At 35.7% G+C, this 18,958-nt stretch carries 17 protein-coding genes, 1 tRNA gene and 1 pseudogene; 4 read left to right on the top strand and 15 right to left on the bottom strand.

Features of this window, described 5'->3' with window-relative positions; translation table 11 throughout:
• Nucleotides 1–118: 118 nt before the first annotated feature.
• On the top strand, nt 119–292 hold the full coding sequence (locus K4422_RS08455; protein WP_206903738.1) for a DUF2187 domain-containing protein: 174 nt from the start codon (nt 119–121) through the stop codon (nt 290–292).
• A 136-nt stretch (nt 293–428) separates the two neighbouring features.
• Here K4422_RS08455 and K4422_RS08450 read toward each other — a convergent pair whose 3' ends face one another.
• Nucleotides 429–1,646, bottom strand: a complete 1,218-nt coding sequence (locus K4422_RS08450) for a pyridoxal phosphate-dependent aminotransferase (protein ID WP_230710536.1) — start codon at nt 1,644–1,646, stop codon at nt 429–431.
• A 91-nt stretch (nt 1,647–1,737) separates the two neighbouring features.
• On the bottom strand, nt 1,738–1,893 hold the full coding sequence (locus K4422_RS08445) for a hypothetical protein (RefSeq protein ID WP_206903740.1): 156 nt from the start codon (nt 1,891–1,893) through the stop codon (nt 1,738–1,740).
• A 70-nt stretch (nt 1,894–1,963) separates the two neighbouring features.
• Here K4422_RS08445 and K4422_RS08440 point away from each other — a divergent pair.
• Nucleotides 1,964–2,048 (top strand) — tRNA-Leu (locus K4422_RS08440).
• Nucleotides 2,049–2,376: 328 nt separating this feature from the next.
• Here K4422_RS08440 and K4422_RS08435 read toward each other — a convergent pair.
• The 9 genes from K4422_RS08435 to K4422_RS08395 all read right to left on the bottom strand — a co-directional run bounded on the left by K4422_RS08435 (nt 2,377) and on the right by K4422_RS08395 (nt 14,487).
• On the bottom strand, nt 2,377–2,562 hold the full coding sequence (locus K4422_RS08435; protein WP_206903741.1) for a hypothetical protein: 186 nt from the start codon (nt 2,560–2,562) through the stop codon (nt 2,377–2,379).
• Between the two features lie 14 nt (nt 2,563–2,576).
• Nucleotides 2,577–3,362, bottom strand: coding sequence for a hypothetical protein (locus K4422_RS08430; protein ID WP_230710533.1), 786 nt, complete (start codon nt 3,360–3,362; stop codon nt 2,577–2,579).
• A 199-nt stretch (nt 3,363–3,561) separates the two neighbouring features.
• Nucleotides 3,562–5,391: a glycoside hydrolase family 13 protein gene (locus tag K4422_RS08425; RefSeq protein WP_230710531.1), complete on the bottom strand. Its 1,830-nt coding sequence runs from the start codon at nt 5,389–5,391 to the stop codon at nt 3,562–3,564.
• 4 nt (nt 5,392–5,395) lie between these two features.
• Entirely contained in the window at nt 5,396–7,807 is a 2,412-nt protein-coding gene (locus K4422_RS08420) for a glycogen/starch/alpha-glucan phosphorylase (protein ID WP_442896732.1), read from the bottom strand.
• Between the two features lie 143 nt (nt 7,808–7,950).
• Nucleotides 7,951–9,387, bottom strand: coding sequence for a glycogen synthase GlgA (gene glgA, locus K4422_RS08415; RefSeq protein ID WP_230710526.1), 1,437 nt, complete (start codon nt 9,385–9,387; stop codon nt 7,951–7,953).
• A 1-nt stretch (nt 9,388) separates the two neighbouring features.
• Nucleotides 9,389–10,534 (bottom strand): glucose-1-phosphate adenylyltransferase subunit GlgD, encoded by a 1,146-nt coding sequence (glgD, locus tag K4422_RS08410; RefSeq protein ID WP_230710520.1) that lies wholly within the window; start codon nt 10,532–10,534, stop codon nt 9,389–9,391.
• Nucleotides 10,524–11,666 (bottom strand): glucose-1-phosphate adenylyltransferase, encoded by a 1,143-nt coding sequence (locus tag K4422_RS08405; RefSeq protein ID WP_230710508.1) that lies wholly within the window; start codon nt 11,664–11,666, stop codon nt 10,524–10,526. The genes glgD and K4422_RS08405 overlap by 11 nt, the downstream gene beginning before the upstream one ends.
• A 45-nt stretch (nt 11,667–11,711) precedes the next feature.
• Entirely contained in the window at nt 11,712–13,631 is a 1,920-nt protein-coding gene (gene glgB, locus K4422_RS08400; protein ID WP_230710506.1) for a 1,4-alpha-glucan branching protein GlgB, read from the bottom strand.
• Nucleotides 13,632–14,112: 481 nt separating this feature from the next.
• Nucleotides 14,113–14,487, bottom strand: a complete 375-nt coding sequence (locus K4422_RS08395) for a hypothetical protein (RefSeq protein WP_230710504.1) — start codon at nt 14,485–14,487, stop codon at nt 14,113–14,115.
• Nucleotides 14,488–14,637: 150 nt separating this feature from the next.
• Between K4422_RS08395 and K4422_RS08390 the strand changes: the two genes are divergently transcribed.
• The gene (locus tag K4422_RS08390; RefSeq protein ID WP_268991020.1) at nt 14,638–15,180 is read left to right on the top strand and encodes a DUF2179 domain-containing protein; all 543 of its coding nucleotides are present in this window, start codon (nt 14,638–14,640) and stop codon (nt 15,178–15,180) included.
• Nucleotides 15,181–15,331: 151 nt separating this feature from the next.
• A complete protein-coding gene (locus tag K4422_RS08385; protein WP_206905889.1) occupies nt 15,332–15,925 on the top strand; it encodes a hypothetical protein in 594 nt (197 codons plus the stop codon).
• Between the two features lie 207 nt (nt 15,926–16,132).
• On the opposite strand, the gene K4422_RS08380 is transcribed toward K4422_RS08385, so the two are convergent.
• The 4 genes and pseudogenes from K4422_RS08380 to pflA form a co-directional block, all read right to left on the bottom strand.
• Entirely contained in the window at nt 16,133–16,576 is a 444-nt protein-coding gene (locus K4422_RS08380) for a hypothetical protein (protein ID WP_206905890.1), read from the bottom strand.
• A 265-nt stretch (nt 16,577–16,841) separates the two neighbouring features.
• Nucleotides 16,842–17,660: a DUF1803 domain-containing protein gene (locus K4422_RS08375; protein WP_230710502.1), complete on the bottom strand. Its 819-nt coding sequence runs from the start codon at nt 17,658–17,660 to the stop codon at nt 16,842–16,844.
• A gap of 123 nt (nt 17,661–17,783) precedes the next feature.
• Nucleotides 17,784–18,713, bottom strand: coding sequence for a manganese-dependent inorganic pyrophosphatase (locus K4422_RS08370; RefSeq protein WP_206905892.1), 930 nt, complete (start codon nt 18,711–18,713; stop codon nt 17,784–17,786).
• 98 nt (nt 18,714–18,811) lie between these two features.
• Nucleotides 18,812–18,958: pseudogene (gene pflA, locus K4422_RS08365) on the bottom strand (pyruvate formate lyase 1-activating protein); the annotation flags it as partial.

Genomic DNA, 18,958 nt, shown 5'->3' with positions numbered 1-18,958 from the left:
CCAATTATGCGAATTAGCATTACCCTTTTTGTATATTTTATCACATAATACCCGCAAAGGCGCTACCGAAAACGAGCAACTTTTTCGCAACAATTGAAAAAATAAGGAGGATTTTAGAATGAAACAACCATCAAATGTTAGCTTTATCTGGCAAGACGAAAAATTTTATGGCTGGATTGAAAAAGAATATCAAAATTCATTTTTAATCAATGTCACCGATCCAAACGAAGAATTAGAAACCAAGTACGCAAAAAGGATTATCATCAGTAAAAAAGTCTGCGAGCTTCTTTAACAAACCGAATAAAAATACATTTACATAACCACATACTTGTTTTTACATATATGTAAAAAAAGAGAATGAACAATTGTGTTCCCCGTTAAAAAGTTAAACTTTTCAACGGCACAATTTTATCATTCTCTTTTTTATTTTATTTTTGTTGATAGGTTGCTAAAAACTCTCGTAATTTTTCGGCTGTAAATTTCAGGTCGTCCATTTTTGGTAAATAGACAATCCGAAAATGGTCGGGCTCTTGCCAGTTAAAGCCGCCACCATGCACCAATAAAATTTTGTGTTCATGTAAAAAGTCCAGAACAAATTGTTCGTCATTTTTGATATTGAACCGTTTAATATCAATTTTAGGAAAAATATAAAAGGCAGCTTTTGGTTTTACTGCTGAAAGTCCGGGAATATCATTTAAAGCATTGTAAATATATTCCCGCTGCTCATAAATTCGACCACCCGGCAATAATAATTCATCACTACTTTGATACCCCCCAAGAGCAGTTTGAATGATTTGTTGGGATAATACATTAGAACACAAGCGCATGGAAGACAACATGTTTAGCCCTTCAATATAATCTTTCACACCTTTTTTATCCCCACTTAAGACCATCCACCCCACGCGAAAACCCGCAACACGATGTGATTTTGACAGACCATTTAAAGTAACGACAAACCGATCTGGGGCCAAAGTTGCAATTGGGATATGGGTTAGACCATCCATAACTAAACGATCGTAAATTTCATCTGAAAAAATAATCAAATCAAATTCCCGCGCTAATTCCACGATACCTTCTAATATCTCTTTTGGATATAGAGCACCTGTAGGGTTATTGGGATTAATGACTACAATTGCTTTGGTTTTACTGTTAATCTTCGCACGCATATCCGAAAGATCAGGATACCATTCACTTTCTTCATCACAAATATAATGAACGGGTTTACCACCAGCAAGAGAAACAGAGGCTGTCCACAGTGGATAATCCGGGGAGGGTACCAATATTTCATCACCGTCATTACACAAGCCTTGCATGCACATTGTAATTAATTCGCTAACACCGTTGCCAGTATAAATATCATTTATCGTAACATTAGGAAATCCCTTTAATTGGCAATATTGTTCAATTGCCTTTCGTGCCGAAAAAATTCCCTTAGAATCAGAATAGCCTTCTGATGAACGGACATTCATAATCAAATCACGAACAATTTCATCCGGGGCTTCAAAGCCAAAAGGTGCAGGATTACCAGTATTTAGTTTTAAAATACTAACGCCTTCTTCTTGCATGCGATCGGCCTCTTCCAACACCGGACCGCGCACGTCATAGCTGACACCTTCTAATTTATTTGATTTCTCAAAGTGTTTCATCATCATCGCCCCTTTTTAATTGAATTCTTTTAATTACTTTACTTTTTTATCCTTTAAAAAGCAATCTTTCCTGTGATTTTTCGCAAAAGTTTTAATTTTTTTTCCACCAAGAATTAATCCCAATGTCAATAGCGATACTTGCCACAATGCCCAGAAAAATTCCCAATAAAAGCTTATCTAAAATTAAGCCAACTAAAAGCCCCAACAAAACTGCAGGCAAAAGAAACGTACCGTCAGATTTTTTCATATTAACCTTCCTTTTTAATCTTAATCTTGACAAAGGATTTTTTTCTAAGGTATCATAAGTTGTTGTTTTCGCAGAAGTGTTGGAATTGGCAGACAAGCAAGATTGAGGGTCTTGTGGGCGTAAAGCTCGTGCGGGTTCGACTCCCGTCTTCTGCATCACTCCAGTAGGTTTAAAAAGGATACAAATCTTATTTTTCTAAGATTTGTATCCTTTTATCTTTTTATCGCGCTAAAAAATGAAATGGAATCACTTATTTGCAGTTGCTAAATAAGACCAAAACAAAACTTTGGACAGTCCTTTTTATAAATAGCATTTTCTAAATACTTCGCCTTAAAATAAAGCAAATAATCAAAAACATATAAAAATTTCTTTAATTAGCCAATTTATTACAAAAGAGACCGTACTTGCTGCAACACAACTGACCTAAATACCTAACTGTTTTTTAGCGCAGCAGATATCTGAGCCTTTTGCACTAGCCCATTTCTACAAAACAGTCGGGTCATAATGATACGTAATATCGCCATTATGATGCGCTTCACCGACAAAGTATTTTTTATCTTCACGACTAGCCCAAGCATTGCGAAAAAGGAAAAAATTTTCCTGTGTCACTTCAATTTTTTCAATTTCACCATTTTTCAATTTTTCTAGTTGTAAATCATATGCTTCCATTTAATCAAAACCTCTTACTCTTCAAAATAGCTGGGTCTGCGGCGACTTTCTGATTGCCCATCTTCAATTAAGCCTTTTAAATCGCGCTCTAAAACTTTCCCCTTTTTTTCCTTATTTACTGCTGCTTTAGCAGTTGTATCCTCTTTTTCGGAATTTTTTTCATGATGAAATTTTTCAACAGTAGGATCATCACCTTTTTTTTCTTGAAAAGCAGCCGGTTCATGATCAAACAGCAAATACTGTTCTTTGTTTTTGTGTAACGAGTCGATTAATTCTGTTTCCTCCACAGCTGCTTTTTTCTCATCAGGAATTAAAGAAGCTGGAATATATTTGGGGACAAAATAAGAACGCCCTGAAGAATAACGCTTCATTGTACTTTCTTCAGGTGTTATTTGCGGTTTGTTCTTCACTTTATAGGTGGAGCGCTTATAATCTTTCCCAAAAAGAGAAGTTCGACCGGCTAAATCTGTTTCAGGTTTAATTTTCTTGCTATAGTCTGGTAAATTTTCCCGATGTTTTTTTAGCTCTTCTTGCTGCGCCAAGGTATGTCCTTGTTTTGCAGCAGTCGCTTTACGGGAACGGCGCAAGGCCCGTTCTTCTTGCATCTGTGTGTTTTTTAAAACACTTTTTTTAGGTGGTGTATAAAAGGCGGTTCCCTTGTCTTCTGGCTCATCAGTTAAAAGCCAGCTGCGATCTTTAGCAAAGAGATTCCGCTTTTCTTTTTGAATTTTTACGTTTTCATTATCATCATAGGCTGGAAAACGGTAATGTTTACGGTTAATATCTGTATATTTTCCCATTTTAATTCATCCTTTATCTACTTTGTTTCATCATACCATAAAGTACCAAAATCTAGCGAAATTCGCCACGAATAACAATTGTTTTAAAAAAATATACAAAAAAACCTGAACAAAATTTGCCACAAGCGCAGTTTGCCTGTAGGAGCTTACTTGCAGTTTTATTTTGTTCAGGAATATTTTTATTAATCAAAAAGATAAATTATTCAAACAACTTACCACTAAAAGTTAGCGTTCCGGCCTCTTGAATCGTATTGTTACGCCCAATAATCGCCTGCAAGCGTTCTTTAGTAATCGGTAAGGGACGCAATGTTTGAATTTCTGCTACATTCAAAACTTGAAGCCCGTTTGTCGGATTAAAAAAGACCAAAACAAAGTCTTCTGCATCATAACGCAGTACTCCTAAAATCCGTTCTGTGTACAACAGCAGAAAATCTCCCTCGTAAATAACCGGATTTTCTGCCCGTAAAGAAATCCATTTACGACAAGCTTCATAACAGTCTTCCTCAATATTATCCCAAGGGAAAAACTTGCGGTTATCTGGATCTTTGCCCCCAGTTAAACCAGCTTCATCACCGTAATAGACACAAGGGACACCCGGAAAAAGATGCAACAGAGCAAAAGCCAGTGACAGTTTTCGTTTATCGCCATTTAATTGCGTTAAAATTCGCTCCGTATCGTGGGTCCCAATATTATTGAAACTATTGTAAGAAATGTCCCGAGGATAATTTTCTTGTAAGGTTGTAAAATGGCTGGCAATAGTTTCTGGACGACAATCTGCCGTGAGAAAAGCTAGTGCTTGCTCTCTTAGAGGATAGTTCATAACCCCTTGGAGATGGTTTCCTAAAATATATTGGCGTCTTTTGCCATAAGAAATTTTATTAGAGGCGTCTTCCCAGACTTCACCTAACAAAACTTTGTCCGCAAATTGGTCCAAATTGCTTCGAATACCGGCAATAAACTCGTCTGGCAATTCATCCGCCACATCTAAGCGCCAGCCGTCAATACCAAATTTATTCCACTTTTGTAAAACACCAGCAGAACCAAAAATAAAATCTTGGAATTCTTTGTTCTCTTTATTAATTTCTGGTAAATCTTTTACTCCCCACCAAGAATTATATTCATCTGGATAGCGGTTAAAGGTAAACCAAGGATAATACTGGCTATGAATATTACGATATGCTCCTTTATCAATACCGTAAGCGCCGTCGTAATTAAAGTAAAGACTGTTACGCCCTACGTGGCTAAATACACCATCTAAAATGACATGAATATCATTTTGATGCAACGCATCCAAAAGATCAGCAAAGTCTTCTTCTGTTCCTAAAATGGGGTCGATATTCAGATAGTTACTCGTATCATAACGATGATTACTTCTGGCTTCAAAAATCGGATTCAAATAAATCCCTGTAATTCCCAATTCTTTTAAGTAGGGAATTTTAGCTTTAATTCCTTTAAAGTTGCCTCCAAAAAAATCCCAGCGGGCAATATCGCCGTTTTCATCTTTAATATACATCGGAGTATCTTCTTTACTACCATAAATAAATGTATTGGCCTTAGGATTATTTACTAACTCCTTGGGATTACCATTATAAAAACGGTCGGGAAAAATTTGATAAAAAACGCCTTTACGATACCAATTAGGAGCTGTTTCTTTTTTTTCAAAACAGGTCACTTGATAGGCATTTATCTCCTCTAAGTGATCGACCAGCTTTCCTGGGCCGCCTCCTGCTACTGCACCATAATATCGGGTATATTCTGCGTGGTTGGCGTCTAAATAATGTAATTCAAAATAATAAAAATAAACACCTTTGCCCTCGTTGAAAAAGTAATCAAAATGATAAATTAGCGTGCCATAACTTTCCATCTTAATCGTATGGCTTTGACCGCCATCATGGGCTATTACTAACGTTACCCCTGTGACGTTAGGATCATCTGCTTTAAACTTAAAGGATATAAACTCATTAACCAAAATCGCGCCAAAGGGCTTTTTATACTCTTCTAACCATGAATTAAAATACACTTTGGTCATGGGATTACCTCATTACTTCTTTATGGGCAAAAACTGGTTCAATTTGCCAAATATCTTCTGCATAACGTTCTACCGTATGATCGGCCGAAAACTGACCGGCATTGGCGATGTTAATTAGACTAATTTGTTGCCAATGTCTTTTATCTTGATAAAGTTCTTCAATTTGTTTTTGTGCGCGACAATAAGAATCAAAATCTCTTAGTACAAAGAATTCATCATTGTATTTGATTAACGAATCAAAAATTTCTTGCCCTTCAGAATGGATATTAGGAATCGTGCCATCGATAAAGGCATTCAAAACCTTTTGAATAGTCGGTGAATCCTCATAAATTCCCATCGCATTGTAGTTTTGTGCATGATAATAGGCATAAACTTCTTCTTCAGTTAAGCCAAAAATAACAATATTGTCTGTTCCTACGGCATCGCGAATTTCGATATTAGCACCGTCTAAAGTTGCCAAGGTAACTGCACCATTTAACATTAATTTCATATTGCTAGTACCAGAGGCTTCTTTTGAGGCCAGTGAAATTTGCTCACTTACATCAGCAGCTGGAATAATCCGTTCTGCTAATGTCACATTATAATTTTCTAAAAAGACAATTTTCAGTCGATCTTTAATGTCTGGGTCATTATTAATTAATTGCGCAGTTTCATTGATTGCTTTAATGATGGCTTTAGCATATGTGTAACTTGGCGCCGCCTTAGCCCCGAAAATAAATACCCGCGGTTCTATCGGTAAATCGGGCTGTTTCTTTAGATCAAAGTATAATTTCAAAATGTGTAAAAGATTTAGCAGCTGTCGTTTATATGCATGCAGTCGTTTTATTTGGACATCGAAAATCGCATCAGGAGAAACGGTAATAGCAGTTGTCTCTTTAATGTATTTGGCTAAAGCAACTTTATTTTCCCGTTTTGCTTTTGCTAAGGCTGTCAAAACGTCATCATCTTCAACGAAATTTTGTAGTAAATGCAAGTCATTTGGTTTTTTACGCCACGAAGTTTTAATTGTTTCGTCTAAAATCTTTGCCAAAGGTTCGTTAGAAAGTTGCAGCCAACGTCTTTGGGCAATACCATTGGTTTTATTATTGAAGCGCCCTGGGAAAATCACGTAAAAATCATGTAACACGACATTTTTCAATAAGTCGGTATGCAATTTAGCAACACCGTTGGTACTATGGCTACCAATAATTGCTAAATTCGCCATGTGAACTTGGCCATTTTGGATAATCCGAGTACGCTCGATTAAATTTGTTTCATAATATTTGCGATATTGCGTAACAAAACGACGGTCAATTTCAGCAATGATTTGATACATCCGTGGCAGCATTTCCTGCATTAACTCAATCGGCCATTTTTCCAGTGCCTCTGCCATAATCGTATGATTGGTGTAACTCATTACTTTAACAGTCACTTCCCAGGCTTGCTCCCAAGATAAATCACATTCATCCAGCAAAATTCGCATCATTTCTGGTATACATAGAGCCGGATGGGTATCGTTAATGTGAATGGCAATAGATTGGCTCATGGCAGTTAGCGGTTTATTTAGTTTTTTAAAGTAGCGAACGATACTTTGAACACCTGCCGAAACAAAGAAATACTCTTGTAAAAGTCTGATTCTACGACCTCTTTCATTGGAATCGTCAGGATACAAAACTGCGGTTAAATCTTCTAATTCGCGGCGGTCTTCTAAACTGCGATACTTACTTTCTTCAGAAGCTGGAATTTCGACAGACCATAGTCTTAAGGTATTTACCACATCATTTTGATACCCTACCATTGCTGTATCATAAGGAACAGCTTTAATGAGACGACTATTTTCATAGACTGGTTTTAAGCGACCATCGGCTAGTGGCATCATGTAAACATTTCCACCAAAGCGCACATCGACAGCCTTACTTTCTTTGCGCACTTCCCAAACATTCCCATTATTTAACCATTCGTCTGGTAATTCGACTTGATACCCATCAACAAAACGCTGTTTGAACAAGCCATAATCATAGCGAATACCATTGCCGTTTCCTGGTAAGCCACAAGAAGCAATCGAGTCCATAAAACAAGAAGCTAAGCGCCCTAAGCCCCCATTTCCCAAAGCCATGTCTTTTTCTTGTTCCACAATCGAATCCAATGAAAAACCTAATTCGGTTAAACCATACCGAACGGTGTCTAAAATTCCTAAATTTAATAAATTACTTTTGAGCATTTTCCCGGGTAAAAATTCAATGGAAAAGTAATAAACTTGCTTTGTTTCCTCAGTTAAATAATCTTTCCACGTTTGTACCCAATCATCAGCATAATACGTTTTTACCACGCTTCCCAAAACGTGAAAAAGTTCTTGCGGTGTTGCATCACTGATATCCATCGCATATTTTTCTTTGAGCCGCTGGATCATTTCCTCTTTAAAAACCTTCTTGGTAATTTTCATCTCTTTTCCTCCCGGATATTAAAAAGTTGAAGAAGATTCCTTCTTCAGCTAAATATTTTTTAGTAATTTCCTTTTTAATTCGACAGGTAAGAAACCGAAAAACAGTCAGCTGTTTCTCGGTTTCCTCTGCCTACTTGCTAAATTAGCGTTTCATATAACGCAACATATTCTTTTGAAGAAGTTTTCCAACTAAAATCTTTGACCATTGCTTGTTTGATTAAGCTTTGCCAAGTTGCAAAATCATCAGTGTACAAAATCAGCGCTCTTTCAATTGCTTTTAAAAGCTGATAGGAACTAAATTCAGCAAAACCAAAACCAGTTCCGACGCCGCTCACGATATTAAAAGGTGTAACCGTATCTTTTAGGCCCCCGATTTCATGAACAATCGGCAACGTTCCATAACGCATCGAAATCATTTGTGATAAGCCACATGGCTCAAATGCAGAAGGCATTAAAAAGACATCTGCAGCTGCATACATCATTTGAGCTAAGTTCACATCAAAAGAGATGCTAACGGAACATTTTTCTGGATAAGTCGCTGCAAAATAGCGGAAGCCATTTTCAAAATCCTTATCTCCTGTTCCAAGTAGGACTAATTGGACATCATTTTGTAAAATATTGTGTAGTTCATCTAATAAAAGGTTAAAGCCTTTTTGGTAAGTTAGACGGCTGACAACTGCTAAAAGCGGCACATCGGCTCTTTGAGGTAGTCCCATTTTTTCTTGCAACGCAGCTTTATTTTGCGCTTTTCCCGTCAAGTCTGTGTTGTCATAATGAAAAGGTAAAGCAGGATCTGTTTTGGGATCGTTTAAATCGTAATCAATCCCATTTAAAATACCGCTTAACTTGCCAGCTTCCATTCGCAAAATAACATCCAGGCCAGAACCAAATTGTGGTGTTTGTATTTCCTCAGCATAAGAAGGACTCACCGTATTGACGCGATCGGCGTATAAAATTCCTGCTTTCATAAAATTCAAGCAATCATTCATGCGCACAGTTCCATCTTCATAACGCTCCAATCCCACACCAAATAAATCAGGTAAAACACTGCCGTCGTATTGTCCTTGAAATTCAATATTGTGGATGGTTAAAACCGTTTTGATGCTGTTATACGCATTAATCCAACGATACTTCTCTTTTAATAAGAAAGGAACCATGGCAGTATGGTAGTCATTAACATGTAAAACATCTGGAAGAAAACCAATTCGTTCCAACATTTCAATTAATGCCAATTGGAAAAAGGCAAACCGTTCGCCATCATCATAATAACCGTATAAACCATCCCGATTACCAAAGTAATATAAATTGTCTAAAAAATAATAGGTAACATCATTTAAAACTAACTGTTTTACCCCGCAATACTGCCTGCGCCAACCAACATTTACATAAAAAGAAAATAAATCTTCACACTGATCAGCATATTTTTCCGGAATTTTTTTAGCAAAATAAGGCAATACGACACGACAATCAATTCCTTTTTTTACTAATTCCTTTGGCAGGGCACCTGCAACATCCCCAAGTCCGCCTGTTTTAAAAAAAGGGGCACATTCAGCGGCAGCAAATAATACCTTCATTTTATTCGCCTCCGTAAATATCTGAAATCACATGACTTTGTTTTTTGATTACTAACGGCTCTTCTTTTGTCCCCATGATTTTAACGCCAGGGGCCACTTGAACTTCTTTATCTAAAATCGCATATTTTACTAGCGCCCCAGTACCAATTTTATTATTTGCCATAATGATAGAATCTTCTACTGTCGCGTCTTCACTAATTAGTGTGTGACGAGAAACTAACGAATTCTTCACGGTTCCTTCAATAATTGAACCTGTTGCAAATTGTGAATTCTCTACTTGTGAAGTCGGTGCATAATATGTCGGCACTTCATTTTTTAATTTAGTATAAATTTTCTTACTTGAATATAACAGTGAACTAAATTTTTGTGGTTCCAACATATCCATATTCGCCTGATAGTAAGAATTAATATCAAAAATATTGTTTAGATAACCAGTATATTCATAAGCAGAGCTTTTCACGTTGGTAATATTAGAACGTAAGAAGCTTTCTAAGTTAACAGATACTCCCTCATTTTGACCTTGAGATAAGGCCTCGATTAGGCGGTTAGTTTGAACGATATAAATATCGGCTGATAAATTCACCAAGTCTGTCAATTGCGCATCTTTTGCTTGTGTTGCACCAATAATTTTGCCGTGTTCTTCAACGTCTAAAACAATATCGGTTGGATAAACTTGTGATTTTGGCATCCGTTTATAGACAACTGTCATATCGTTTTCTTGCATTTGATGAATTTTTAAAACAGCACGTAAATCAATGTTGCAAAGCATTTTGCTGCCCATAAAGACCGTATATTCTGACTTTGATTTGCGTAAGTAATCAATTACGGTATCGTAATAATGTTTATTTTCTGCTTTTTGTTTTAAGAAATCTTGGTAGACATGAATAAAGAAACGATTGCGAACGCTGTCTAAGTTCCACTCTTTGCCACCGCCGATGTGGTCAAAAACCGACTGTGTTTCCCCTTCATTAAAGACCATAAACACCGTATTAATGTTGGCATTTACAATACTGGATAAATTAAAATCGATTAAACGATACTTACAATCAAAGGGTAATGTTGCTAGCGGACGGTTTTCGGTTAATGGTAATAACTCATTATAACGATGTAAATTACCCAAAATCGCACACATTTTATTAGTTCTCATCAAGAGTCACTCCAATCACTTCAGAATAGCCGACAACAGCAATTTCCTCGCTGCCATCAATAACCGCATCGTCCCCGACAATCGCATTTTCCCCGATAATCGCCCGATGAATTTTAACATTTTTTCCAATCGTTGCCCCAGGCATTACCACGCTATCAGTAATAACGGTTCCTTCTTTCACTTGTACGTCGTCTGATAAAATGGAATGATTAATTTCACCTGAAACATAACAGCCATCCACAATTAATGAATTTTTCACTGCAGCTGTTTCGGTTAAAAAGTGCGGAGGGGAAATCGTATTTTTTGAAAATACGCGCCATGATTTGTCTCGAATTTCTAATTCCATATCCGGCTCGATGAATTCCATATTGGCTTCCCAAAGTGAATCAATTGTGCCTACGTCTTTCCAATAGCCAGAAAAACGGTAAGCAAATACATTTTCACCTGATTCAAGATAGTTTGGAATAACGTGTTTCCCAAAGTCGATCATTTGACCATCTTTTGAGTAGCTGTTCATTAAGACATTCCGTAAGCGTCCCCAGTTAAAAATATAAATCCCCATCGATGCTAAGTTGTTTTTGGGTTCCTCTGGTTTTTCTTCAAATTCAATAATGCGATCACTTTCATCTGTATTCATAATCCCAAAACGTGAAGCTTCTTTAATTGGAACTTCAATAACAGCGACAGATAATGAAGCATTATTGGCTTTATGGGTTTCTAACATGTCTTCGTAATCCATTTTATAAATGTGGTCGCCAGACAAAACTAAAACATATTGTGGATCCATTTGATCAATATAGGCGATATTTTGATAAATTGCATGGGCCGTACCTTCAAACCACTTACTTCCTTCAGAACTTGAGAATGGTTGTAAAATCGTTACCCCTGAATTGATGCCGTCTAATCCCCAACTAGCACCATTACCAATATGATTGTTTAATGCTAATGGTTGATATTGTGTAACCACACCAACATTGCGAATTCCTGAGTTGGCACAATTGCTTAAAGTAAAGTCAATAATTCGATAACGTCCGCCAAACGGGACTGCTGGTTTGGCAATATTTTTGGTTAATTTTCCTAGCCGCGTTCCTTGACCGCCGGCTAAAATCATTGCTAACATTTCTGTTTTCATTTTTGCGGTGAAATTTCACCATTCCCCCCTTTTATTTTTCAGCTTTTACATTTTACGCTTACTACTTGATTTCACCCGTGTATTAATTTCAGATGGTTTAATCAATAATGCCCCAAGTGCTGGCACAATAGTCTGAATTTGATAATCATAATCTTTAAACGGAACAGTAATTGCCTCTTTTATAGCATTAGGTTTAACCCACGTTCCGCCAAATTCTTTCATTTCCGTATTCAAAATTTCTTGGTAAGTTCCTTTATATGGCACACCCACGGCAAAGTTTTTTCGCTCGACAGGCGTTAAATTTAAAACGACAATGACAAAATCTTTTTTGGTTTTCCCCCGCCGAATGAAACTTAATACGGTATCGGCATCATTATCGGCATCAATAATTTCAATCGTGTCATAGCTGCCTTCTAGTTCCCAAAGCGCTTTTTCTGTTCGATAAAGTTCATTTAACGTCTTAGTGAAATGTTGCATCTTAGAATTCATCTCGTCATTTAAATCAACCCATTCCAAACCATGGTCATATTTCCACTCTAAAAATTGTCCCCATTCGCTTCCCATAAAGAGCAGCTTCTTACCCGGGTGCGCAATCATATAAGTATATAGATTACGTAGTTGTGAAAATTGTTTGTACCGATCTCCCCACATCTTATGCATCAGGCTTTTTTTACCATGAACCACTTCGTCATGAGACAAAGGTAAAATATAGTTTTCACTCATCATATACATGAAAGAAAATGTCAAAAGATTAAAATTATGCCCACGATAAATTGGATCCATTTCGTAAAAACGCAAGACGTCATTCATCCAACCCATATTCCATTTATAATCAAAGCCAAGCGCACCGCTTTCAATCATACCGGTAATTTTCGTATCAGAAGAACTTTCTTCAGCAATCATTAAGGCTTCAGGATGTGCTAACTTCACCACAGCATTTAATTTTTGCAAGAAGTAATAACCTTCAAAATTACGATTGCCTCCTTCGTGATTTGGCGACCACGGACCTTCATCATAATCGCGGTAAATCATGTTAGACACAGCATCCACACGAATACCATCAAGATGGTAAAATTCCAACCAAAAAAGTGCACTGGAGATTAAAAAGCTTTGAACTTGTGGTTTACCTAAATCAAAGTTAATTGAACCCCAACGAACATTTCGAGCCCGATTTCTATCTTCATACTCAAAAGTTGGCGTGCCGTCATAGTAGGGTAAGGTATCTTCATTGATACAAAAATGCCCCGGAACCCAATCGACTAAAACGCCAATATTTTCTTTATGACAAGCTTCAACAAAATCTTGAAATTCTTCTGGTGTACCATAATAAGAACTTAGAGCAAAATACCCAACTAATTGATAACCCCAAGATTTTCCTAAGGGATGCTCCATTAATGGCATAAACTCAATATGGGTATAGCCCATTTCCTTAACATACGGAACAAGTTCTTTTGTTAAGTCAGAAAAGGTATAAGGTGTATTGTCTTCATGATGCTTCCAAGAACTTGCATGCACTTCATAAATGTTAAGAGGCCGCTTAAAATGATTCGTCCGCTTTTTGCGCCCTTGCCATAACCCATCTTTCCATTTTTTCTCCTGTAAAGTATGTAAAACCGCTGCACTTCCGGGACGTTCTTCAAAACGAATGGCAAAAGGATCAATTTTAAAAATCTCGCGTCCGTTTGCTTGGCGCACCTTAAACTTATAAAGATCTCCCTCGTGAGGTTTATCTGTTATAACTTCCCAAATTCCTGATTCTCGCTTTAGTAAAGGTAGTGAATCATCCCATTCATTAAAATCTCCCACCAACCAAACTTGTTGCGCATTAGGAGCCCAAACTCGGAAAACAAAACTGTCATCAGTTAATTTATGTGCACCCAAAAAATGCTGGCTATAAAAATTTTCCCCTGTTAAAAACCGTTCTTCTGCTGCTAGCACTTCAACTTCTTGCTTTTTTTCAACCATACCAGTTTCCTTTCTATAATGAATCTTCCCCATCAGACAATTAAATTCCAATCAAAAGTTAGAAATAAACTCAGTTAAACTGCTAACTTTTTCTAATATAATAATAACACACTTCTAATCTTTGAAAAGTATTTTGTGTAAAAAAATAACTCGGTTTCTATAAAAGAAATTCATTCTATTTAGTAACAGTTAAACCGCTCAAAATATAAAGCGTTTACACCATTATTGATGAATGCGATAACAATGGTGATGTATAAGTGATATTTGCTTTAAAAATATTTTTGCACAATAAAAAATAAAAATTATATAACTAAATCCGAACATTCTAAAAGATGACGGAACTTTATATGAGACAACAATGAGCATTATTGTTTAAAAATGTTGTGATTTTTAGCAAACAAAAAAGCACTTGATTTTAAAAAAAATCAAGTGCTTAAAAATAATTTATTATTTAGAGATTTACCAATTATAAAAAAATCGTTTACAACATCGCAAGTTTATGATAGCTAACTATCCCACATTGAAATAAACCCATCATAGCTAAAAACATGCGAATGGTAAGCGGCAAGTATGGGATAATTAAAGCCAGTGACAATAAGATGATTCCTTGTATAAATGAGTATGAATGACAAAACGGTAAAAAGAACCGCAACGCCACAAATGCAAAAAAACTACTAACAGAAATCAAGATGAATTTGAAAAAGACCACTAACAGATGATCAAAAGCAGGATGGTAGCGTAAAGCATCTTCCACTGTAAAAAGCGTTTCGGGATTAATCAAAAGTAAATAAATTGAATAATAAAGACCAAAAAATATCATCAAACCATGACTTGCTAATAAAAGACGTCGCGTCATTTCCTCACCTCCCACATTCCATAACAACCGTTCTATATAACAATTGTAATCTATTCTTAATATTTTTGCAATAATATTCTATTTTGATTAGTCTTTCAATTGTAATTTCTGAATTTGTAGTGTATTTTGGAGCAATAAGGGGGTTTTTAATTGGATTTCAAATTATTATTTATGATCTTTGCTATTAATTTTGCCTATATCACCCTGAATACGCTCCGCTTTATGTTAACAATGAAGGGTTATCGTGTCATTGCACCACTTGTGAGTATGGTTGAAATTACGATTTATATTTTAGGACTTTCAATGGTTTTAGATCGTCTAGATGATCCTATCAACTTATTCGTATACGCACTCGGTTATGCTGTTGGGATTAGTGTTGGGATTAAAATAGAAGATAAACTGGCTTTAGGCTATATTATGGTTACAGCTATCCTGCCTTCAAACACCAGTGAAGAAAATCATTTACCTAAAGTTTTACGCGACAATGGCTATGGCGTTACGCAAAGTAATGCACAAGGTTTGGAAGGTGAACGTGTTGTGCTTGAGATTTTATCACCACGAAAAAATGAGCGCCAACTTTATCAATTAATCAAAAGTGTGGAAGAGCGTGCTTTTATTATCTCCTATGAGCCAAAATACATTTCTGGTGGTTTTTGGACCAAAAAAGTTCGTAAAAGACAACTACGGCAATAAGAAAACACCGCTAATTTGCTAGTCCTTTGCTTAGCAAATTAGCGGTGTTTTTTTCATATTAAATTAATGAAACTTTCTTTTTATGAGAAACATTCGACATTTACTTATTATTTTGTTATTATTGAACAGAAGAACTATTTGGAGAGAGTATATGTCAAATTTAAAATTATTAAAATATCTTACGGTAGTTTGTGGGTTTATCGCTACGATTCTTTTTGTGTCAACATTTTGTATCGATTACGTAGTTGATACCCTTGCGATTAAATTATCGTTAAATGCATTGGGCGAAAGTAGTAACCTAGGGAGCTTCTTTAATCACCTCCTTATTTTATTTACAGTTATCTTTAGTGGACTGCTTTATTACTACTGTAGGAAAACAGAAAAGACTGAATTTAAAGAAGCCACAATTTTTTATTTTATTGCTTTTTCAATTTTATTTCTACGTACGTTTCTTCCTACTGGGAATATTCATTCGTTTTTCTATCTTTTAGCAACTGGCATTCAAATACTAACGACTTTAATGGCACTATTCTTCTTTTTAATTGCCTTTTTAAACCGGAAGTACCCTTTTAGCTTTGCCGTCTTAATGGCCATTGATATTCTAATTTATTTGGTCAGTGTTCTTTACAGTGTTTTACTTGCTGATTTTTCGTTACCTAATTTAGGAAGCCTTATTGCCGCAACAATTAACATTACTTTTTTTAGTATTTTCTTTATGAGCGCACCAATAAAAATACACGCATAACAAATAAAAGATGACGGAATTCTAGATTCCGTCATCTTTTATTTGTGTAGTGCCGCTGTATAAACCAACAGAAAAACACTCGTTAAAAATTTACTATAGCCCTAGTTTTGATAGCTCACAAAAAATATCAGGTAGAATTCTAATACTAAGCTGAAAAAGAATAAAAAATTACAAAAAAAAGAAGCGATTGCTCACTTCCTAATAACTCTATTTTTCTACCCATAACTCTTTTATGACACCATTTGTATAAACTTTATATAAAGATTCAACTTTACGTTTTGGACTTGTTGCCACGATTAGATAGAACTTTCCATTGGCATCAAAATCTAATTCTCCTACAACTTTGTATAAGCACGGTTGGTTGTCATACTTCGCATTATCTAATAAATATTTAACCGCCTGTGCCCCAGTTACGATAAAGTTATTTTCCACCAACCAATCAACCACGATCGGAACAATTGTCTGTGCGCCAAGCTCTTGTTTTTGCTGAATCGCTAAAATGATTTCACCGTCAGAAAAATGATTTTCATCAATTTGATTAGCTTTCAATTCAGCTCGTGCAGCCTCTACTTCTGCCATCGAAATAAATTGAATCATCGAACCACTTACTACCGGTTTACTTTTTACATACTCTTTTTTGATCTTCTCCATCCAGAAGCCCCCCTGATTCATTCTATAATAATAATATCATCTTATTATTAGAAATTCAACATATATTATTATTATTTTTTAATTTAAAGATATTTAAATTAATCGGGTAATTCTGTTAGGTGTAAAAAAATCAATAATATAAAATATTAACGTAACATTTTAGGATTATCTTCGCGTCTATTGCGATTTAATTAGCTTTAAAAAAACAAATAAGTATTTTTTGTTACAAATAAAATAAATTTGTTTTCTCATCTTATTTTCATCATTATCCTTTAAGAATAATAAATTGTAAAAAATCCATTTCTTTAAAATCCAAAAACCGCGTAAATAATAACTGCCATTTAAAAACATCATCGGCTAAAGAAATTACCTGTTCACCATAATGATCAAAAATTGGTACTGCCAGCTGTAAATTGTCACTGTCATCAATCGCTAAAATATCGGTCATCACTAGTGCTTGCCTAAAAATAGACGGACGCACTTTCTTCTTTTGATAAGTCCTTTGAATAATATAAGAAAATTGATCAAGAGCATAATTTATCTCCACATCACCTAACAAGGCATATAAAGAGTTTTCTGCTGTCAACTCACTTTTCTTTAAAGCATTAAAATAGCCAGGCAATGTAGTCGTCTGATCTTTTAACTGACAACTTATTAAGTGCAATTTCTCATTTTCTAGTTTTGTAGCAGTTGCAAATGAAATCGCGTCAGTAACCCCATAAAAATAATCTTGTTCTAAAAGATTGTTAAAATAATTTAACGCCGTCAATACGTTCTGATCACTTTCTTTTTTTAACGTTTGTAAAGCTAACTGAAATGTTTTTTCCTCCTGAATATTAGCAACTAATGCTGGTGTAACAACAGGAAAAAGCAGTCGATAGCGCCTATCTTTTCGTACTATTAATTGCAATTTTATTGCTGTATCAATCGTTTTTTCAAGATCATGATTGGTAATCTCTTTTTTTAAATCACGCAAAATAGCAGCTTCATGTTGAAAGAGATAGTGACAAAGCTGTTGAAAGGTGGGCTTGTGAGCCAGATTTTGATATGCTTCTTTGTGATTACCGCCATAATAAAATTTCATATTCACATAATTCCAATCTTTAAAAATATCGTTAAAGAAAAATACCCGAACAAGCACCAATCACTACCATAAAAAAGTGATGCGACCGCTTTTGCTCGGATATCATTCTAATAGTTCCTATTTTTAGGCAAATGCCTCTGTTAGTTGTGGTACAACTTGTTTTTTACGTGAAACCACACCTTTTAGTAGCGCACGATTATTTTCTAATTTTGTATTAAAAGCTGCCTCTACTTTATCCTTAGGTTCACCAATAACAAGTAACTCAGAATCACTATCTAAAATATTGGTAACAATTAAGACAAATAGATCATAACCATTTTTTTCATTTTCAACTTCCATTGCGGCTTCTAATTCTTTTTGACGATCAAAAACTTCCTTTAAATCAACGGTATTAACTTGACCAATTCGGATGTTTTTATCGCCCATTGGGAAACTTTTAGCATCAAGGTCTAATAAAACGCTAGCTGATTTATCGCTTAAGTTTGTCCCAGCTTTTAGCATCTCTAAGCCATATGCCTCATAGTCTGTTTCACAAATAGCTGCAAGTTCTTTTGCTGCAGCAACATCTTCAGGCGTGCAAGTTGGTGATTTGAATAACAACGTATCTGAGATAATTGCAGAAAGCATCATACCTGCAACAGCTTTTGGAATTTCTACTTGTGCTTCTTTATACAATTTCAAAACAATTGTACTCGTACAACCCACTGGTTCAGCACGGTAGTACAATGGATTAGCAGTTTCAAAGTTTGCAATCCGATGGTGGTCAACAACCGCTAAGATATTTGCCTCTGCAATATCAGCAGCACTTTGTTGAAATTCATTGTGGTCAACTAACATAACGTTTTCTGTATCATCTTTTACATTTGAAATTACGCGAGGTGCAGTTAGACCAAAGTGATCCAAAGCGTACTGAGTTTCTTCACTTGGTGTACCTAACGCAACTGCCTCAACTTCTTCATCACGCAATGTATTTTGCAAGTGGGCAAATGCAATTGCTGCGCCAATTGCATCAGTATCTGGGTTTTGATGACCAAAAACTAAAATTTTTGACATGTGGGACACTCCTTTAGTAATCATAGGTTTTACATTCTTCTTTATGATAGCAAAAAACAGGAAAGATTCAATCATAAATGCATCTTTCCTGTTAATTTTTAGCGCGTTAAGTACTTCATATATTCATCTGTATGCAATAGTTCTTTTGCATTTTTAACACGATTTTCAGTCGGTGGTTCAATTCCTTCTAATGGATATTTTAAACCCAATTCTTGCCACTTGTACTTGCCCATCGTGTGGTAGGG

It is taken from the genome of Enterococcus sp. SMC-9, from assembly GCF_021011285.1.
Lineage (GTDB): Bacteria > Bacillota > Bacilli > Lactobacillales > Enterococcaceae > Enterococcus_C > Enterococcus_C montenegrensis.
The sequence above is the reverse complement of the archived record's forward strand: the minus strand, read 5'-3'. Positions and strand labels throughout refer to the sequence as shown.